The 18,387-nt window shown below is 71.1% G+C and carries 16 protein-coding genes; 7 read left to right on the top strand and 9 right to left on the bottom strand.

Features of this window, described 5'->3' with window-relative positions:
• The coding region (locus ACQRUO_RS02485) for a serine/threonine-protein kinase (RefSeq protein ID WP_428313990.1) at positions 1–1,053 on the bottom strand (1,053 nt) is incomplete at its 3' end.
• Positions 1,054–1,239: 186 nt separating this feature from the next.
• Complete coding sequence (locus ACQRUO_RS02480; RefSeq protein ID WP_428313989.1) at positions 1,240–2,157, bottom strand: alpha/beta fold hydrolase; 918 nt, start codon at positions 2,155–2,157, stop codon at positions 1,240–1,242.
• Positions 2,158–2,370: 213 nt separating this feature from the next.
• Here ACQRUO_RS02480 and ACQRUO_RS02475 point away from each other — a divergent pair, with 213 nt between their 5' ends.
• Together ACQRUO_RS02475 and ACQRUO_RS02470 are read left to right on the top strand one after the other, a co-directional pair.
• A complete protein-coding gene (locus ACQRUO_RS02475) occupies positions 2,371–4,281 on the top strand; it encodes a carbamoyltransferase C-terminal domain-containing protein (RefSeq protein WP_428313988.1) in 1,911 nt (636 codons plus the stop codon).
• Positions 4,282–4,423: 142 nt separating this feature from the next.
• Complete coding sequence (locus ACQRUO_RS02470; protein WP_428313996.1) at positions 4,424–5,287, top strand: class I SAM-dependent methyltransferase; 864 nt, start codon at positions 4,424–4,426, stop codon at positions 5,285–5,287.
• 106 nt (positions 5,288–5,393) lie between these two features.
• Here ACQRUO_RS02470 and ACQRUO_RS02465 read toward each other — a convergent pair whose 3' ends face one another.
• The 4 genes from ACQRUO_RS02465 to ACQRUO_RS02450 form a co-directional block, all read right to left on the bottom strand.
• Positions 5,394–6,209, bottom strand: a complete 816-nt coding sequence (locus ACQRUO_RS02465) for a class I SAM-dependent methyltransferase (protein ID WP_428313987.1) — start codon at positions 6,207–6,209, stop codon at positions 5,394–5,396.
• Between the two features lie 129 nt (positions 6,210–6,338).
• Positions 6,339–7,568, bottom strand: coding sequence for a hypothetical protein (locus tag ACQRUO_RS02460; RefSeq protein ID WP_428313986.1), 1,230 nt, complete (start codon positions 7,566–7,568; stop codon positions 6,339–6,341).
• 32 nt (positions 7,569–7,600) lie between these two features.
• Positions 7,601–8,770, bottom strand: a complete 1,170-nt coding sequence (locus tag ACQRUO_RS02455) for an acyl-CoA dehydrogenase family protein (RefSeq protein WP_428313985.1) — start codon at positions 8,768–8,770, stop codon at positions 7,601–7,603.
• Positions 8,767–9,048, bottom strand: coding sequence for an acyl carrier protein (locus tag ACQRUO_RS02450; protein WP_428313984.1), 282 nt, complete (start codon positions 9,046–9,048; stop codon positions 8,767–8,769). The genes ACQRUO_RS02455 and ACQRUO_RS02450 overlap by 4 nt, the downstream gene beginning before the upstream one ends.
• 348 nt (positions 9,049–9,396) lie before the next feature.
• Here ACQRUO_RS02450 and ACQRUO_RS02445 point away from each other — a divergent pair, with 348 nt between their 5' ends.
• The 3 genes from ACQRUO_RS02445 to ACQRUO_RS02435 all read left to right on the top strand — a co-directional run bounded on the left by ACQRUO_RS02445 (position 9,397) and on the right by ACQRUO_RS02435 (position 13,216).
• Positions 9,397–10,599: a hypothetical protein gene (locus ACQRUO_RS02445; protein ID WP_428313983.1), complete on the top strand. Its 1,203-nt coding sequence runs from the start codon at positions 9,397–9,399 to the stop codon at positions 10,597–10,599.
• Between the two features lie 95 nt (positions 10,600–10,694).
• On the top strand, positions 10,695–12,365 hold the full coding sequence (locus ACQRUO_RS02440) for a carbamoyltransferase family protein (protein ID WP_428313982.1): 1,671 nt from the start codon (positions 10,695–10,697) through the stop codon (positions 12,363–12,365).
• Positions 12,366–12,385: 20 nt separating this feature from the next.
• Positions 12,386–13,216, top strand: a complete 831-nt coding sequence (locus ACQRUO_RS02435; RefSeq protein WP_428313981.1) for a PHP domain-containing protein — start codon at positions 12,386–12,388, stop codon at positions 13,214–13,216.
• Positions 13,217–13,220: 4 nt separating this feature from the next.
• Here ACQRUO_RS02435 and ACQRUO_RS02430 read toward each other — a convergent pair whose 3' ends face one another.
• Positions 13,221–14,345: a glycosyltransferase family 2 protein gene (locus ACQRUO_RS02430; protein ID WP_428313980.1), complete on the bottom strand. Its 1,125-nt coding sequence runs from the start codon at positions 14,343–14,345 to the stop codon at positions 13,221–13,223.
• An 85-nt stretch (positions 14,346–14,430) separates the two neighbouring features.
• On the opposite strand from ACQRUO_RS02430, the gene ACQRUO_RS02425 reads away from it, so the two are divergent.
• Positions 14,431–15,222, top strand: coding sequence for a class I SAM-dependent methyltransferase (locus ACQRUO_RS02425; RefSeq protein ID WP_428313979.1), 792 nt, complete (start codon positions 14,431–14,433; stop codon positions 15,220–15,222).
• 33 nt (positions 15,223–15,255) lie between these two features.
• Here ACQRUO_RS02425 and ACQRUO_RS02420 read toward each other — a convergent pair whose 3' ends face one another.
• Positions 15,256–16,179 carry an SDR family NAD(P)-dependent oxidoreductase gene (locus ACQRUO_RS02420; protein WP_428313978.1) on the bottom strand — a complete coding sequence of 308 codons (924 nt, stop codon included), beginning with the start codon at positions 16,177–16,179 and terminating at the stop codon, positions 15,256–15,258.
• Positions 16,180–16,208: 29 nt separating this feature from the next.
• Positions 16,209–17,057 (bottom strand): phytanoyl-CoA dioxygenase family protein, encoded by an 849-nt coding sequence (locus ACQRUO_RS02415; protein WP_428313977.1) that lies wholly within the window; start codon positions 17,055–17,057, stop codon positions 16,209–16,211.
• 352 nt (positions 17,058–17,409) lie between these two features.
• On the opposite strand from ACQRUO_RS02415, the gene ACQRUO_RS02410 reads away from it, so the two are divergent.
• Positions 17,410–18,351, top strand: coding sequence for an SDR family NAD(P)-dependent oxidoreductase (locus ACQRUO_RS02410; RefSeq protein ID WP_428313976.1), 942 nt, complete (start codon positions 17,410–17,412; stop codon positions 18,349–18,351).
• Positions 18,352–18,387: the final 36 nt, after the last annotated feature.

Raw genomic sequence — 18,387 nt, 5'->3', positions numbered from 1 at the left:
GGGCCCGGGCGCGGCGAGCACCGTGGTGGGCGTGGCCGCCGCGGTGGTCCGCCCCGCGCCGCCGGTGTCGGCCCCCAACCGGCGGGTCGGGTCGGCCCCCGGCGCGGACGCGGACACCACGGTGGGCGTGGGCAGCTCGGTGCCGCGGGGCGGGGTCTCCAGGTCGAGGACGGCCGCCGCGTGTCCGGCCAGGGCGGCGGCGACCGCGGCGGGCAACCAGCCGGCGGGCAGCGGCTCGGGCCCGCCGTCGAGCAGCTCGAGCAGTTCCTCGGGGGTCGGGCGGTCTTCGGGGTCCTTGGCCAGGCAGGCCGCGACGATCGGCAGCAGCTCATCCGGCACCTCGTCGAGTGACGGCTCGTCATGGATCACCCGGTAGAGCAGCGCGGCGGGCGCCGTGTCGCCGTCCCGGCTGAACGGGCCGGCCCCCGTGACCGCGAAGACCAGCACCGAGGCGAGCGAGAAGACGTCGCTCGCCGGGCCGAGCCGCCCGCCCGCGGCCTGTTCGGGACTCATGAACCCGGGCGAGCCGACCACCAGGCCGGTGCCGGTCAGCTGGTCGCCGTCGAGCGCCCGGGCGATGCCGAAGTCGATCACCTTGGGGCCGTCGGCGGCCAGCAGTACGTTGGACGGCTTCAGGTCCCGGTGCACCAGACCGGCCTCGTGCACCGCTGCGAGCGCTCGGGCCAGGCCGATGCCGAGCGCCTGCACGGTGGCGAGCGGCAGCGGGCCGTGGGCGGCCACCGCCTCGGTCAACGAGGGGCCCAGCACGTAGGCCGTGGCCAGCCAGGGCGCGGGCCCCTCCGGCTCGGCGTCCACCACCGGCGCGGTGTGGCGCCCGGCGACGGCTCGGGCGGCGGCCACCTCGCGGCGGAACCGCTCCCGGAACTCCCGGTCCTCGGCGAGCTCGGCGCGCACCACCTTGACCGCCACCGTCCGCCCGCCGGCCGAACGGGCCAGGTAGACCCGGCCCATCCCGCCGGCACCGAGTCTGGCCAGCAGCCGGTAGGGGCCGACCTCGGCCGGGTCCACGGACTCCAGAGGCTGGAACGGCATGCTGACGGCTCCCCCTTGTGACGCAGCGCGGCGGACCGGCCGCCCCCGTCGACGGTCACCACTCGCGTGCTGGTGGAAGATCGTAGAGCCTGCGCGGGGGCGGGTGACAGGGGGTGGGGCGGGGCGCTTCCCGGCGGCCGGGGGAGTCCCCGGGCCGGTGCGCGCCGCCGCGCCCGCGCGCACCGCTCAGCTTTGCAGGCTCAGGACCGCCGCGGCGAACGCTTCCGGAGCCTCCTGGGGCACGTTGTGGCCCACCCCGGGCAGGGTCCGCACCTCGCACGGGCCGGTGAAGCGCTCCGTCCCGGTCTGGTCGGCGGCGGGAAGCACGCCGTTCTCCGCGCCGACCAGCACGACCGTGGGCGCGGCGATGGACGGCCGGTCGGCCAGCGCCCGCTCCAGGGCCTGGTACCGCGGATCGCCCTCGACCAGGCCGTAGCGGTGGCGGTAGGAGTGGATCGCGACGTCCACGAAGTCCGGATTGTGCAGGCTGGCGGCGGAGGCGGCGAAGGCCTCCCGCGCCTGCGGCCAGGTCGGCGACCAGAGCCGCCAGAGCAGGCCGCACAGCTCCTCGCGGTGCTGCTCCAGGCCGCGGCGACCCCGCTCGGAGTGGAAGTAGTACTGGTACCAGTAGTTGTGCTCCGCCTGCGGTGCGGCGGGCTCCATCGCGCGGGCGATGTCCTGGATGGTGTAGCCGCCTGCCGTGACCAGGCCGGCGATCCGCTCCGGCCACAGCGCCGCTGCCGCGCAGGCTGCCCGCCCACCCCAGTCGTAGCCGGCGACCACGGCGCGCTCGATCTCCAGTGCGTCCATGAACTCGATCAGGTCCTGGGCGAGGGCGGCCTGCTGGCCGCTGCGCGGGGTGGACTCGGCCAGGAACCGGGTCGGGCCGTAGCCGCGCAGGTAGGGCGTCAGCACCTCCCGGCCGGCCTGCGCGAGGAGTTGGGCCACCTCGTCGTAGGCCCGGACGTCGTAGGGGAAGCCGTGCAGCAGGATCACCGGGGCGTCGGTCGGGCGGCGGCGCTCACCGGTCCGGTGGTGGGCAATGTCCAGAACCGGCGTCGTGACTCGGTGCAGCTCGGGCAGCTCGTGGGAACTCGAAGTCATCCAGTCATGCTCGCATGCCTGGTTTGGGCTCGACTGACTCAGGCTCAGCCGAGCCCGCCCGGTGCCGATCGCTCAGAGAGCCTCGGCGCGGTCGGCGGACGGTGTTCAACCACGGGTATTCCTCGGGAGAACTTGGCAGCGGCACCGGAGTCGACATACTGATTCCGGTGCTCTGCCCGCACATGCTCATGGTCCAGAGACAGGACGCTTGCGATGGTCACAAGCAGTGCCACCCAGTACTTCCTCTCCTGCTACCTGAGCCAGCCGGGTGCCATGTCCGTCGTGAATTTCCGGCACGATCAGAACATAGCGCTGTGGCGGCGATCGGGCCGGTCGGTCGAGCTGGTCCGGGTGTGGGAGCTGGAACGTCTCACCGGCCAGAAGCATCATCACTGGCCGTTGTTCACGGCCGAGCGCATCGAAGCCCTGCTCACCGATCTGCTGTCCGGCGAGGGATTGCGGCTCAGTGACATCAGCGCCTCGTGGGGAACCCGGGGCATTCCGAAAGCCGCCGAACTGGAGGCTCCGGCGGGCGGTGAGCTGTTTCCCATGCACAGCCTCGCCCATTTGTTCAGCGGGCTCATGATGGATCGCGGGATCTTCGAGAACGAGACCATCATCGCCTTGGCCGTTGACGGGGGGCCCGACTTCGGGCTCGACGGGAACGACAAGGAGTACTGGTACAGCGGGTGCGTGTCGGTTCGTGGGAGCCTGCACTTCGCGCCGGTCGAATCTCCGGGCCCCTTGTACTCCGCTTGCCGCACGCTCTTCCACCACGAGCCGGGCTCGCTCATGGCGCTGGCCTCAGCCTGCACGACCGAAGCGGAATACGACATCGAGGCCGCACTCGGGCGACTGAAGCTGTTCGGTGGCGGGATCCCGCTCTCCGTCGGGCTGCGCTTCGTCCAGAAGATCATCAACGTGGTGGAGCCCCAACTGGCTTCCCGCGTGCTCGACGACCGGTTCTCGGCGAGCGAGCACCTGCAGAGCGCCGTGATGTCCATTGTCCAGCGATGCAGCGAAATCGTCATGGTGCGCAACATCGAGAACCTGTGCGCGCGGTTCGGCGTCGCGCCCGCCGACGCCTACCTGTCGATCAGCGGCGGATTCGGGCTGAACTGCCCGACCAACACGTATCTGCTCGACCGCTTCGGTTTCCGGGGGCTGCTCACGCCACCCTGCGCCAGCGACTCCGGCCAAGCCCTGGGCCTCGGACTCCTGGGCCTGCACAACGCCGGACTCCTCGACGGGTCCGGCTTCAGGCTGCACTCGGCCTACTACGGCTCCACCGTGAGCGATGTCGAGGAGAGCCTCGACGACTACGAGGACTGGATCGCGGAGGTCTGCGACTACTCACCGGAGCAGTTGGTGGCGGACATCGTCGAGATGCCGGTCGCCTGGGTCGCCGGCGCGGCGGAGATCGGCCCGCGGGCTCTGGGCCACCGGAGCCTCCTCGGTGATCCGCGTTCCGTCGTGACGAAGGACCTGCTCAACCAGGTGAAAGGCCGTCAATGGTGGCGGCCGGTCGCGCCGCTCGTCATGGACGACCACGCTGCGCACTGGTTCGTGCAGGGTCGGCCCTCGCCCTTCATGCTCGAGGCCGTGCAGGTCAGGCCGGAACGTCGCAGCGAGGTCCCCGCGATCCTCCACCTGGACGGCTCGGCCCGGCACCAGACGCTGGCCCGGGCAGTGAACCCGCAGTTGTACGACGCCCTTGCCGCGTTCGACAAGGAGACGAGCGTCCCCATCTTCTGCAACACGTCACTCAACGACCGGAACGAGCCGATCGTCGACAACGCACGCCAGGCGCTGAACTTCTGCATCCGCAAGGGCATCCGGGTCGCCTACCTCGACGGACGCCGGGTGGCTCTTCGGGCCTCGGCCCGCCGGTTGCCGCCCGTGGGGCCGGCTGCTCGCTCCTCCGACTTCTTCGCAGCGGACGCAGCGGCCCGCGAACAGGCTTGGCAGGAATGGCGGGAGGGTGCGTTCTCGGCTGCGGAGGCGCCGCACCGCGCACGACCTCCGTGGCTTGCGGCGGATGCGCGGTTCGCGCTCGACGGGACGGCCAGGCACCGGGACCCCTCGCTGGCGTGGATGAGTCGGCTGGCCCGGCGACAGGTCTGATCCCCCGGGGCCGGGGCCGGGCTGAAGCGGTGCCGACCGTGGTCGGACGGACCGTCAAGACTGCTAGTCTGAAACGATTTTGGTGCCTGACAGCGCGCACGCACCGCCCGGTGGATTCACCATTTCGTGGAGTGAACCAGACATGATTGATGGATGGAAGTGGGACAGCTCCCTCTTCAAAGGCGCTTCCGCGTACTACGAGCGTGGACGCCTCCCCTATGCTCCGGGCTTCGTCGAGGCACTCGCGAAGCTCCTCGAGCTGGACGGCACCGGGCGGCTCCTCGACGTCGGCTGCGGCCCGGGGAACGTCACGCTCGCGCTGGCGCCGCTGTTCGGCGAGGCGGTCGGGCTCGACCCGGACGAGGACATGCTCGCCGAAGCGCAGCGCCAGGCGGTGCGGCGCGGGGTGACGAACGCGCGCTGGGTCACCGGGCGTGCCGAGGACCTGCCCGCGGGCCTCGGCGTGTTCCGGACCGCGGTGTTCGCCAACTCGTTCCACTGGATGGACCGGGACCAGGTCGCCGCGACCGTGTTCGCGATGCTGGAGCCCGGCGGCGCGTTCGTCCACATGAGTGACCTCAAGGACGCGTCCGGCGAGTCCGTGGAGCTGTCCCTGCCGGAGTCGGCTCCGCATCCCGCGCCGCCCAAGACGGAGATCCGTGACCTGGTCCGGCGGTACCTCGGCCCGGTGCGCCGCGCGGGTCAGGGAACGCTGCCCAACGGCACGCCGAACCGGGAGGACCTGGTCCTCGCGCGCGCCGGCTTCGAGAACTTCGAGCGGCACGTGGTTCCCGCCGGGCAGGTGGTCGAGCGCACCGCGGACGACCTCGTGGCGTGGGTGTACTCGCTGTCCAACTCCGTGCCGTACCTCTTCGGCGACAGGCTGGCGGACTTCGAGCGGGACCTGCGGCTGCTCCTGCAGGAGGCGTCGCCCGACAACTGCTTCACCGAGCTCGTGCCGGCGACCGAGATGATGACCTGGCGCAAGCCGCAGGACGCGGTCTGACGACAGCTCACGCGCACCGGCCGACCGGCCTCGGCGGCGGTCGGTGTGCGGCGAGTGGCGGAGTCGCCACGTCCGCGCGTGCCCCGGTCGGTTGATCCGGGGCCGATCACTTGGTGGTGCGGACCGCGGTGTAGACGGCTGTCAGACGCGGGTCGACGACCTGCCCGCCCAGGTCGTCGACGAGCGCGGCGAGCCGGGACAGGAACTCCTCGCGGGCGGTCGGGGCGAGTTCGGCGATGTTGGGGAACGTCGACCACAGCTCTCGTGCGCTCTGCGCGGTCAGGATCTGCTGCCACGCGATGACCTCGACGGCGACGTCCTCGAACCAGCCGCCGGCGGTCAACTGCTGCCGCCAGCGCTCGGTGTCGAGCGGGTACGGACGGCTGTCCCGGTAGCCGGGTTCGGCGGGCAGCAGGTCGTGGTACACCTCGTCGAGCCGGTCCCGGAACCGTGTCGGCCGGTCGGTGTCGCCGAACTCGGTCCACCACGCGGCCAGCCACCCGCCCGGCCGGACCAGCTTGCCGAGTTTCTCGGTCGAGGTGACCGGGTCGAGCCAGTGCAGCGCCGTCGCCGCCACCGCCAGGTCGAATCCGCCCGTGAGGTCGGCGGTCTCGAAGTCGGCGATCGTGACGTCGAGCCGGTCGCACGCATGGTCGGCGACGAGGATCGTGGCGAGGTTCGCGCCCGGTTCGACCGCGACCACGTGCGCGCCGGCCGCGAGGAGCGGCCCGGTCGCCAGACCGGTGCCGGCACCGATCTCGAGGACCCGCGCACCCGGCTTCAGCGCGCAGCGCTCGGCCAGCAGGTCGAACACCGCGGCCGGGTACGGTGGCCGGCCGCGCCGGTAGGTGCTCGCGGCGGCGTCGAACGACATCCGGCGGCCCGGAGGTGTCGTGTCAGGTGTCGGCGACCGGTCGGTCATGCCGGCCCCCCGACCGGTACCGCGACCGACGCCGACGGCGGGCCCGGCACGGTGCGGAACCCCGAGGCGAGACTGACCTGTGTGTCCACCCGGCCAGTCTGCCACCACGGCCGACGCAGAGCACCATGGTCAGAGCCGGGTGTCGGCGAGCGCGCGGCGGACCGGGTCCGGCCAGTCGGCCGGATCGAGGCCGTGCTGGCACACGAAGGCGTACGCGAGGCGTTCCAGACCGAAGGCGACGCAGCCGGTATGGGCGACCTCGCCGTCCGGAGTGCTGATCGAGAACGCCTCACCCAGCGAAGTGCCGTGCGCGTTGAAGGACGCGGCGGCGACGGAGCGCCCGCCGGCGACCGGCAGGAGCAGCTCGTACTTCAGCTCCATGAGGCGTTGGGTCCAGATGCTCTCGGCGGCTCCGGCACGGCAGAAGAACGGGTCGCTGGCGGTCTCCGCGTGACCTGCGAGGCCGAGCTCCTCGACGATGGCGAAGACCTCGTGCATGAACGAGCTCCTGGCCTCCAGAACACGGGCCTCGCTCCCGATGAACACCACCTCGCGCATGGTGAACTCCCACAGGCGCTCCAGCGACCGGTGGTACCGGGACTCGTGCCGGAAACAGGTACCGCGCGCCGTGACCGACACCAGATCGGTGTCGAGGCCCGTCCCGGCCTGCTGCTCGTAGACGTGGTAACAGACGGCCGGGGACAGCGTGTATCCCGCATGCGTGCTGTGGACGGCCAGGGCTCGGGACATCGCCGCACCGGCGTGCTCGGCCGGGGCGGGGCGGCTCACCTGGTCGACGAAGGCCTTGTAGGAGTCCAGTTCGCCGTGCAGCCGGCCGGCGAACATCAGGAACTGCGGGAAGGAGGCGAGGTAGCCGCTGCGAGCGAGCACCTCGGTCGCGATGAGACCGGGGTACCTGCGCTCAGGCGCACCGAACGAGCGTTGCGCGGCCGTTCGGAAGACGACGTCCAGATGGGAGATCAGGCCCAGGAAGGGCTCCGCGAAGCCGAACTGGCCTTCGCCCGACCCGATCGCCAGCCCCTGGTCGATCATGCTCTCGAAGGTGTCGTCATGTGTCGTCGCGGACTGGCCGGACCGCCAGATCCGATGGGCCTTCACGGAGCGCTGCGGAACGATCTCCTCGGAGACGAGCCGATCCAGCAGGTGCTGCATGGCTGCCTCGTCCAACGGAGCGCGCGCGGCGATGCGCACCGCGCCGACGGCCGTGGTCCCGTCCGCCGACTCCTCGACCAACTCGAAGCTCTCGATCGCCTCGGACACGAAGAACATCCGCTTCGACAGCTCGTCGGCGAGCCGCTGGGGCACCCGTCGGCTCAGCGGAATCGTGTACTCGTGCATGCTCGTCCCTTCCGAGCTGGGGCAGACAGGCCCTAGAGCAGAGTGACCTTCGGGTCCAGCAGCGCGAGCGCACCCGTGGCCGGCCACATGCGGTCGTTGGAGTGGTTGAGCCGGGCGGATCGCAGGTCGCGGAAGTGACGCTCGAACTTGACGGGAGCGAGCCGACTGTAGCCGCCGTTCATCCCGGCGAGCTGGACCATGCTGTCGGCCGCCTTGAACGTCAGTTCGGATGCTGCCAGTTTGAGCGTGTTCACCCGAAGACGCGTGTGGGCATCGGACCACGACCGCCCCGCCGAGCGAGCCGCCGTGAGCTCGTCGCACAGGCGGGTGAGGTAGGCGCTCACGAGATCGAGGTCCACCCTGATCCGAGCCAGCCGCTCGCGCACGAGGTCCGAACCAAGGTCGGGACCGCCGCGCCGGGTGGGGGACCGGAGCCACCGCAGCAGGTCGGAGAAGGCGCCGCAGGCGGTCCCGAGCCAGCAGGCGGACCAGCCCAGGTGGGCCAGCGGGACCATGCTCTCCCTGGCGATGTCCTCGAACCGTCCTGGCTGACCCACCACCTGGTCGGGCGAGACCGAGCCCGAGATCGTCAGGCCGATGCTCTCGGTCCCCCGCATGCCCAGCGGGTCCCATTCGCCGTGCTCACCGATGCGCAGCTGCGCGCGCTCGGCGTACACCAGGCTCACCTCGTGCGGCTGCGCCTCAGGCGTGCGGCGCAGGGTGATCAGGAAGGCCTCGGCGTGTCGTCCCCCGGTGACCACCGGTGCGTCCCGCTCGAAGTCGGCCCGCCCGTCGCGCCAGGTGAGCGGGGCCTCGGCGGTGAAGAGGTCGGCTCCCTTGCGCGCCTCCGTCGTGACCGAGGCCAGGTAGGTCCCCCCGGCGGCGATGGTGGGCAGGACGGCCTGCCGCAGCCGGTCCCCGGCGAACCGGGACAGCCCGTCCACCTGGAAGGCGTGCATCGTCCAGATCGCGGCCGTCGACGCGCACGCCGCCGCCAGCCGGCTCGCTATCTGCGTGTAGGCGTGGAGGTCATCGCCCAGCCCGCCGTACTCGCGGGGCACGAACATGCCCATCAGCCCGGAGGCCCGCAGCGCGGCCATGCTCTCGGCGGGGAAGACGGCTTCCCGGTCGACCTTCTCCGCGTGCTCGCGCGCGGTCCCGAGGACCCCGGCCAGCGCCGACTCGTACGCAGCCGCGCTCACCGGACGTCCGCGCCCTGGTCGATCTGCGGCGAGACGAAGGACCACAGCGTGCGCGGGGTGGCGAAGTTCTGGTAGTCCAGCTCATCGAAGAGCGTGGTGCCGTAGGCGGTTTCCAGCCCGAGGAGGAGCTCCACCGTCTTCATGGAGTCCAGCCCCAGGCTCCTGAGTTCCTGGTCCGGGTCGATCGACGAGTCGGCGGGAAGCCCCGGCAGGACCTGGCGAAGGACGACGTCGAACGTTTGGTCCCAGTGCGGCCGTTCCGCTCTCTCGAAGGTCATGCCGGTTCCCTCCTGCGTCCTGGGTCCTCCGGTACCGCTGCGGATCCCAGGCTTGCCGTAAAGTGTTCTGGCGGTGCGCGACATTCATGCCATGGCCTGAAGAACCGGGATCCGCCGCCTCATTCCGGGTCACCATCCCGTACCCGCAGTGCTGTTCCGATTCGTCGGGACTCGAAGGCTACCGCCGGTCGCGTGCCGATTGCGGTGCCCCTGTTCAACCGAGGAACGTGTGCGGTTGAACGCAATCGGGCACTGTGGCGGAGTCACCAGCACGACCCGACGGCTGATCCTTCTCTCCATCCTCGCGCCGCCCTCACGACAGGGTGCCGGACTGGAAGGTGTGTGTTCGTGAAATCGACGGGAGACATCCGGATTTCGACCGTGGTGATGGCACATCCGGCCCGCAGGGAACAGGCGGAACAACTCGTGCGGCGGCACCCCGAGTTGGACGCGGAGATTGTCTTCGATCCCGACCCGGACGGAAAGCCGGCCACCCTGCGCACGGCGAAGGCGGCCTGGAGCCGGATTCGCGAGGGGGCGACCCACCACCTCGTGCTGCAGGAGGACGTGCAGCTGTGCCACGACTTCAGCACCGTCCTGCACCAGGCGCTGTCGGTCGCGCCGGAGGGGGCCATCGCCCTCTTCGCCAACTGGATCATGTCGACCGCGCAGGCGGTCCGCCTGGCCGCACTCTGCGGCGCGTCGTGGACGCCCAACATCGAGTCCTGGACCCCGACCCAGGCGCTGCTCCTGCCTGCCGACGTGGCACGGCAGTTCGCGGACTACACCGAGCGGTACTCGGAGGACAAGCCGGACAACCGCGCGATGGCCGAGTTCCTCGCGGATCGCGGCATCACCGCCTACATCGCCATCCCGAACCTCGTGGAGCACCGTCCGACGCCGAGCCTGCTGCTCAACGACCTGCTGTACGGCATTCGCAACTCCGTGGTGTTTCCGTCGTCGGCCGACGTGGGCACGGCGCCGTTCAACGACCGCGTCGTGGCGCCGCCGGCCGTGGCGCACATGGGTCTCGGCGACTTCGAGACGATGTGCCACTACGACCCGGTGATCGGCGATCCCCGGTTGCCGACCACCGGGCACGAAGTGCTCATCACCTACGGGATGTCGACCGTCGAGTTGTCCGAGAGTTTCCTGGGTGACCTGGACTATCACCCGGAGGCCGTCGCGACGGGTTGGTCGCAGACCCTGCTGTTCCAGTTCTGGATCACCATGTTCATCCAGGGCGTCATCGCCAGGGGGATGCCGGAACTCACCAAGCCCGCGGATCTCGACGCGGCGTTCGAGAACAACCGGTGGGCGCGAACGGCGTTGGAGACGCTGCCGGCGGGTGCCCTGCGCAAGATGTTCACGCACGGCGATCTGCGGCGCCATTCCGACCCGTTGACGCCGCTGTGCGTCTCGGCGATGCGCGCCGGATTCGCCGCGGTGGACCACTGGCCCGGGCTCACCGCACTCTGGCGACCGGACATCCACCAGATCGTGCCGCAGTGGAACCGAGGGGACAAGCAGGCGACCGAGACGGTGTCCTGAGCATCCGGACGGCCCCGGGCCGTCCGACATCACTGGCTCCTCACCGACTTCCGCCGGGAAGCCCCCGGCGGATCTCAGATTGGGCAGGTCGGCACATGATTGTTCTCGGTCTCGCCGGTGGCCTGGGCCACGATGCCTCCGCGGCGCTGGTGATCGACGGCCGGTTGCACGCGCTGGCCGAGGAGGAGCGGTTCATCCGACGCCGCCACGCGCCCGACAGCCTTCCGCTGGAGAGCGCGGCCTACTGCCTGGACGCAGCCGGGATCACCATGGCCGAGGTCGATGCCATCGCGACGAGTTGGAGCAGCGCCGACAGCGACTACGCGCAGCAGGACATGCAGCAGAGCTTGCTCGAGCATCCCTACTTCGCCGGGAACGGCGGGCGGCGACCGCGGTGGGAGCAGGTCAAGCACCCGCTGGCGCACGCCGCCGCCGCGTACTACACCTCCGGATTCGACGAAGCCACGATCATCAGCGTGGACGGTGTCGGTGACGGTGTCGCGACCCTGGTCGGGCACGCCCGGGGCGAGACGATCACGGTGCGGCGGGAATACGACATCAGCGATTCGATCGGGCTCTTCTACCTGGGCGTGACCAACTACCTGGGCTTCCGTTTCGGTCAGGAAGGGAAGGTCATGGGGCTGGCGTCGTACGCCAAGCCCGACGAGGACTGGATGCCGTTCGTCCTGGACGACGACGGGTACCGGAGCGGTCTGAGCCCGCTGGGCCAGGACCGGCCCAACTTCGGCCCGCCGGTGGTCCAGGCCTGGAAAGCCCGGCTGGCGGAGCACTTCGGCCCCGCCAAGCCGCCGCGGCACACCTACCTGCGGGCCGCGGCCCGGCTGGACGCGTTCGTGGAGCCCGACCGGTGGCGGCAGCGGGTGGCGGCGTCGGGTCAGCGGGTCCTGGAGCGTGTGCTGCTGCACGTCATCGGGAGCGCGGTGCGCGAGACGGGTTGCCGCAACGTCGTCATAGGTGGCGGTGTGGGCCTCAACTGCACGGCCAACGGGGCCATCTGGCAGTCGGGGCTGGTCGATCGGCTCGCCGTCTTCCCGGCCAGCGGCGACGCCGGCACCAGCGTGGGAGCCGCGCTGGCGGTCGCCGCGGCGGCGGGGGAGCGCGACGTCCGGCCGCTGGCGAAGGCCGCTCTCGGCCCGGAGTTCGAGGACGCCGAGATCGCTGCCGTGCTGCGGGAGTACGACGTGCCGTTCTCCCAGGAGAGCGACATCGCCGGTGCGGCCGCCGCCCTCGTCGCCGAGGGACAGGTGGTGGGGTGGTTCCAGGGCCGGGCCGAGGCGGGGCCCCGGGCGCTGGGTCAACGCTCCATCCTCGCCTCGCCCCTGGCACGGTCGATGCACGGGCGGGTCAACGCGATCAAGAAGCGCGAGCAGTGGCGGCCACTGGCGCCGAGCATGTCGAGCACCGCGGCCGCCAGGTATCTCGTCAATCCCGGGCCGGGGCCGGAGAAGTTCATGCTGGCGGCCTGCGCGGTGCCGGAGGCGGTGCGCGAACAGATCCCGGCCGTCGTGCACGTCGACGGGTCGTGCCGTCCGCAGATCCTGGGTGACGGCTCGGCGGAGCTCTTCCGCGCGCTGCTGGGAAGCCTGGGTACGCAGGGGCATCCCGAGCTGGTGCTGAACACCTCGTTCAACCTTGCCAACGAGCCGATCGTGCACTCGCCCCACGATGCGTTGCGCTCGTTCTACAGCTCCGGGCTGGACGCCCTGGCCATCGGATCCATGCTGGTGCGGAAGCCGAAGGGATGAGGCCGGCGCGGAGCACGGGGTTGCCCGCGGACGGCCACGTCCACAGCGAGTGGTCCTGGGACGCGCCCTACACCTCGATGGAGCGGGCCTGCCGGCGGGCCGTCGAACTGGGGCTCCCGTCCATCGCGTTCACCGAGCACGCCGACTTCACCTCCCGGCACCTCGGTCACGGTGTCGAGCCGGCCGACTGGCAGCGGGGCCTGGTGGCCGACGGCTTGCTGACCCCGCCCGCGTTCGACGTGGACGGCTACCTGGCCTGCCTCGGCCGCTGCCGCGAGCGGTTCCCCGGACTGCGGATCCTCAGCGGTGTCGAACTGGGCGAACCGCACTGGCACGAGGCCCGGGCCGCCGAGGTCGTGGGGCGTGCGCGGTTCGACCGGGTGCTGGTCTCGCTCCACACCCTGCCCGCTGCCGGCACCGGTCACACGACGGTCGACGCGGCGTACGGCGCCGCACCGCCCGGGCAGGTCGTCCGTGCCTACCTGCGGGCGGTCCGGGCCCTGGTGACCGGTTTCGACGGCTTCGACGTGCTGGCCCACATCGACTACGCGGCGCGGTACTGGCCGTGCGAGGCGGGGGAGTACCCGCTCGCGGACTTCCGGGACGAGTACCGTGCCGTCCTCGGCGAACTGGCGGCGAAGGGCAAGGCGCTGGAGGTGAACACCGGCGGGCCCGTGGCCTTCGAGATCGTCCGCTGGTGGCACGAACTGGACGGCCAGGCGATCACCTTCGGCAGCGATGCGCACCGCCCCGAGCAGGTCGCCCGCGGCTTCGCGGCGGCGGCCGCGCTCGCCGAGGCGGCCGGCTTCGCTCCCGGTTCGGATCCCCAGGGCCTGTGGATGCGCTGCTGAGGACTCACCGGGCCGACCGGACCAGGTGGCGCGCGCGGATGGCGGCCCGGACCTCCGCGGTCGGACGCCGGAAGTAGAGCACCTCCCTGGCGGTGGCGAGGCACTGGACGGGGCCGGCGAGCACGGCTTCGGTGCTGTCGTCGATGACGATCAGATCCTGGTCGGCGGCACGTTGCGGCAGTCCGGCGAGGATCTGTGCGACGTTGGCGTCGTCGGCCTCGACCCAGGCGAACGAGGTGGGGCGGGGCAGCCGGCCGGCGAACGCCCGTGCCGCGTACTCCAGTCGGCGCATGCTCTCCAGCCAACCGATGCTGCGGTCGGCCGGATCGAAGGCTCGGCAGATGACCGCCTGCGCAGCGACTTCGGGCGCGCTCCCGTGCCTGTCCATGAAGTACGCGAGGTTGCGGCGCCACTCGCCGAACATGTCCGGGGTGACGTCACGGCCCTTCTGGTAGACGACGGCCTCGGGGTTGAAGGCGAACCGGTGGCCCGCCTGGCGCAGCCGGTATCCGAGCTCGGAGTCCTCCAGTCCCCATCCGACGAATCCCTCGTCGAATCCGCCGACGGACAGGAGGTGTGCGCGGCGGACGGAGACGTTGCAACTGAACATGTGATGCCAGCAGGTCTCGAGGTTGTCGAAGTTCTCGGAGAACTCGGCGAGGACCAGTTCGCGGCCGTCCGGGGCGACCACGTCGGGCAGCGCGGCGAGGTCGAAGCCCCGGGCCAGTCGCGCGTCGTCGAACCGACCGTCGGCGAGATCGTGGCGGGGGCCGACGACCACCAGGTCATCGCGGAGCCGGTGGTAGCGCAGGTGCTCCAGGATGAAGCCCGGGCCGCAGAGCTGGTCGGCGTCGGCCATCACGATCAGCTCGCCGCCGGCCTTCTCGATGCCGGCGTTGCGGGCGGCCGCGCGGCCGGAGGCAGCACCGCGCGGCAGGAAGAGGTAGACCAGGTCCAGCTCGGCGGTGAACTGCGCGACCAGCTCGCCGGTGCCGTCCGTCGAGCCGTCATCCGCGACGACGACCTCCAGCGAGTCGCCCGCACCGAGCTGACATCCCGTCAGACAGCGCAGCAACCTTCCCAGTTGGTCTCGGGAGTTGTAGGACGGGATGACCACGCTGACCCTCATGAAGCCCCCTGCGGCGAGACCTGCGCTCTTGCTGCCATCGTCGCGCACAAGCTGTACTACCACCACCGACAGGAATGGAACGGACATGCCCGAAGGACGGGAGCGGACCCCATCGGAGCCGGGATCCACCCTGAGTGACGCGACCCGGGAGACCACCCGCGAGAACCGCCGCACCTGGGACACCTGGAGCGACAGCTACCAGCGCAAGCACGGTGGCATGCTGGGCGGTTCGCAGGCCGAGGCCTGGGGGCTGTGGCGCCGGCCGGAGCACGAGCTCCGGGTCCTGGACCCGGTCGCCGGGAAGGACGTCCTGGAACTCGGCTGCGGTGCCGCCCACTGGTCGGCGTCCCTGGCCGGACGGGGCGCACGGGTCGTCGGGCTGGACATCTCCGGCGCGCAACTCCGGCACGCCTGCCACCGGGAGCGCGTCGCCCTGGTGCTGGCGGACGCACAGGCGCTGCCGTTCGCCGACGGTTCGTTCGATCTCGTGCTCTCCGACAACGGCGCGATGTCCTGGGCGGATCCCTATCTGACGGTCCCCGAGGTCGCGCGGGTGCTGCGACCCGGTGGCCAGCTCGCGTTCTGCGCGAACTCGCCCTTCTTCGCCATGTGTTGGGACAGCCGGCAGCGCACCCTGACCCCCGGGCTGCGGCGCGGCTATTTCGACCTGCACACCAGCCGGGTGGCGCCGACCGCCGTCGACTACGTGCTGGGCTACGGCGAGTGGCTCCGTCTCTTCCGATCCTGCGCCCTGGTCGTCGAGGCGCTCATCGAGGAGCCGCCGCCACCCGGTGCCGCCACCAGCTTCGGCGACCGGCCGCAGGAATGGACGAGCCGATGGCCCGTCGAGGCGATCTGGAGCGCGCGCAGGATGTGACCGCAACGCGCGGTGCCGGCCCGTGAGCGCCTGCTACCGCGGATACCCGCAGCCCCCGAACGCGTCGAACAGCCGGCGCACGCCCAACCGTACCTCGTCGATCGACCCGAATCCGCCGGGGTCGAGCGAGCGGATCACCTCCCAGCCGCGGTAGCGGCCGATCAGACCGCCCACCACGCGGAACACCTGCCCGGTGACGAACGGGGCGTCGCCGCCGGCCAGGTAGGCCGCCAGCGTGCCGACGTGATCGGGCGAGCTCGCGTCGAACGTGCCGTCACCCGCGGACAGTCGGGCGCCGACGTGCGCCGCCACCCGGCCGCGGACGTTCGCTTCGGCGACCGCGTTCACGCTGACGCCGTAGGGATACATCTCGTGCGCGAGCTCCAAGGTCAGGCCGACGATGGCGCCCTTGGCCGCGGTGTGGGCCAGGCCCAGGTCCGGACGGCCGACCAGGCCGGTCGCCGCGGTCAGGGTGACCAGCGAGCGGGGCGGGCCGGAGCGTGGCGCGCCGGTGCTCCGCCAGTGCCGACAGGCCGCCGCCGCCACCAGGTAGGTGTGCGAGGCGTGGGCGTCGAAGACGTTTCGCCAGTCGTCCGGCGTCAGCTCCCACACCGGGCGGACCCGAACCGTGGCGGCGGCCGCGACCACGGCGTCGACGGCCCCGTGCTCGTCGATCAGGTTCTCGAACATCGCCTCGACCTGATCGCCGTCCGTGAGGTCGCAGTGGTAGCCGGTGACCGAGCCGTGCTCGGCCGCGAGCCGGTCGGCCACGCGGACCACCCGGTCCGGGTCCTGGCCGACGCCGGTGACGCTGGTCCCGTTGTCCGCGATGACCACGGTGGCTCCGAGCCGGGCGGCGCCGGCGGCGACGGCCGAGCCGATGTCGCCGGCGCCGCCGGTCACCAGGACGACGCGGTCGGCCGGGTCCGGCGGACGGGAGGTGGCAGGCCGCTGCATCGCGTCTCCCTCTCGCCCGGTTGGTGCGCTCAGCAGGTCGCCGCGGTTCGCGGCTCGTCGGGCCGGCTCCGCCGGTCGTACACCACGGGCGCGAGTCGGTCGTCGGCCAGATGAGCCACCTGGCGGGCGGCGGAGCGCAGTTCGCAGCGGTCCGTGCGGATCCGCAGGGCGAGTGAGATCCGGGACTGCGAGGACAGGTTGGGGCCGCTGGCGTGCAGGGTGTCCCGGTGGTGGATCGCGACGCCGCCGGCCGGCACCTCGGCGGCGACCTCGGTCCCCGCGAACCCCTCCGGCAGCGCCAAGCCGGACCCCGCGAGGTCGAGGTCGGTGCGGAAGAGGTCCGCCGTGCCGACGGGACCGAGCCGGTGCGAGCCGCGCACGTACCGAAGCGGCGAGCTGCCTGCCGAGACCTGCGACAACGCGACCCACACGGTGAAGATGTCGCCCTTCCAGTACTCGGCGTACGGGCCGTCCTGATGCCATCCGATATTGGCTCGTGGCGTGGACACGGGGCGCTTGATGAACAGGTCCACGGCCCACACCTGGAGCATCCGGGCGTCCATCACGGCCGCGATCACCTGCCATGGTTCGGGGCAGGTGATCAGCGCACGCAGGGCCTTGCTCGCGTTGTGCGGCTCCGCGATCTTGACGAGCCGCTGCGGTCCGTCGCCCGCTTCGCGTTCCCGGATGCGCGGGAGCAGCCCGGTGTCGGTCCGGCCGTCGGCCACCGCCTCGGCTGCCACGACGGCCTGGGCGACGAGTTCGGGTGGAAAGAGCCCCGGTATCACGCAGAAGCCGTCGTCGGCGTAGCCCCGGCGGAGCGCGGCGACGTCCAGATCGGGGGTCGTACCTCGCCCTGCCGACGAACTGCCGTTCATCTGTCATCCTCTCATCGGTAGGGACGGTACGGCAGCGGGTCGCAGGCTTCGGCGGGAATCCGAACCGTCGTTCAACCGGGGAGCATCCCCGGTTGAACGGGCTTCGATCGCCCGGTTCCCGCACCGCGGCGCATGCGATCCGCCTGGTGCCACAGGCTCCCCGGCGCCGCCGCAGGCGTCAACCGGCCGTGCTCCGGAGAGTGGCGTTGACATGCCGAGAAGCAGGTCAGCATTCTCTACGGATATGTGAGCGCTGGGCGTTGTCGCCTTCTCCGGGAATCGGTCGACCTCGACTTCCCGCTGTTTCTGCCACTTCGCCGAAGGTTATTCCCATGGGGAGAGGACGCAGTAGATGAAGGCATCGGCTCTGTCTGTTCCGGTCAGCCTGAAGGGCCGGGTCGTTCTGGTGACCGGCGGCGCCGGTGACATCGGTTCGTCGATCGCGGCCCGCGCGGCGTCCCTGGGTGCCACGGTGGTCATCGCCGACAACGGAACGAGTGTGACGGGGGGCGGCCAGGACCCGGAGTACGTCACGTCGGTGGCGAAGCGGCTCGCCGATGCGCACGGTGCCGTTTCGGGTCGGTTCTGCGATGTCACCAGCGCCGAGCAGGTCGAGGCGATGTTCGCCGATCTGTTCGAGAGGCACGGGAACGTGGACGTGGTGGTCGCGGCGGCCGGCACGCTGCGGGTCAGCCCGATCTGGGAGTCGACGCTCGACGACTGGCGGACGGTCGTCGACTCGCACGCCACCCACACGTATCTGGTCGCCGCCGCGGCCTGCCGCCGGTGGCGGGCCAACTGCGAGCAGCGCGGCGGATCGTCGTGCTCGCTGATCACCTTCACGGCCGCCACCGGCCTGGTCGGTCGCCCCGACCTCGGGGTGACCCATGCCGCGGCCAAGGGGGCGATCGCCGCCATGACCCTCGAGCTGGCTCACGAGATGTACCCGTACGGGGTGACGGTGAACGCCGTGACGGCGGCGAACGTCCGCGGCCGGATGGCCGACCACGTCAGCGCGCGGGTGTCCGAGGAGGGCGACCCCTTCGACGGCAGCTCGCCCGATCACGCGGCGCTGCTGTCGGCCTATCTCGCGACCGAGGACGCCGGATGGATCACCGGCCAGGTCTTCCGGGTGATGGGCGGCATGATCGGCCGTTACAGCCCGTGGGAGGTCAAGGAGTCGATCGACAAGCAGGACTTCTGGAGCATCGAGGAGGTCCGCCTGGGCCTGCGCCGGCTGCACGGCGCGTACCCGGAGTACAAGGCTCTGCAGGGACCGCACCGTGAGTTCTGAGGTCGGTCGCCGTCGGTTTCGCATGCCGGAGGAATG

This window comes from Kitasatospora sp. LaBMicrA B282, from assembly GCF_050325825.1.
Taxonomy (GTDB): domain Bacteria; phylum Actinomycetota; class Actinomycetes; order Streptomycetales; family Streptomycetaceae; genus Kitasatospora.
Note: the sequence above shows the minus strand (reverse complement) of the source record. Positions and strands in the feature narration are given on the sequence as shown.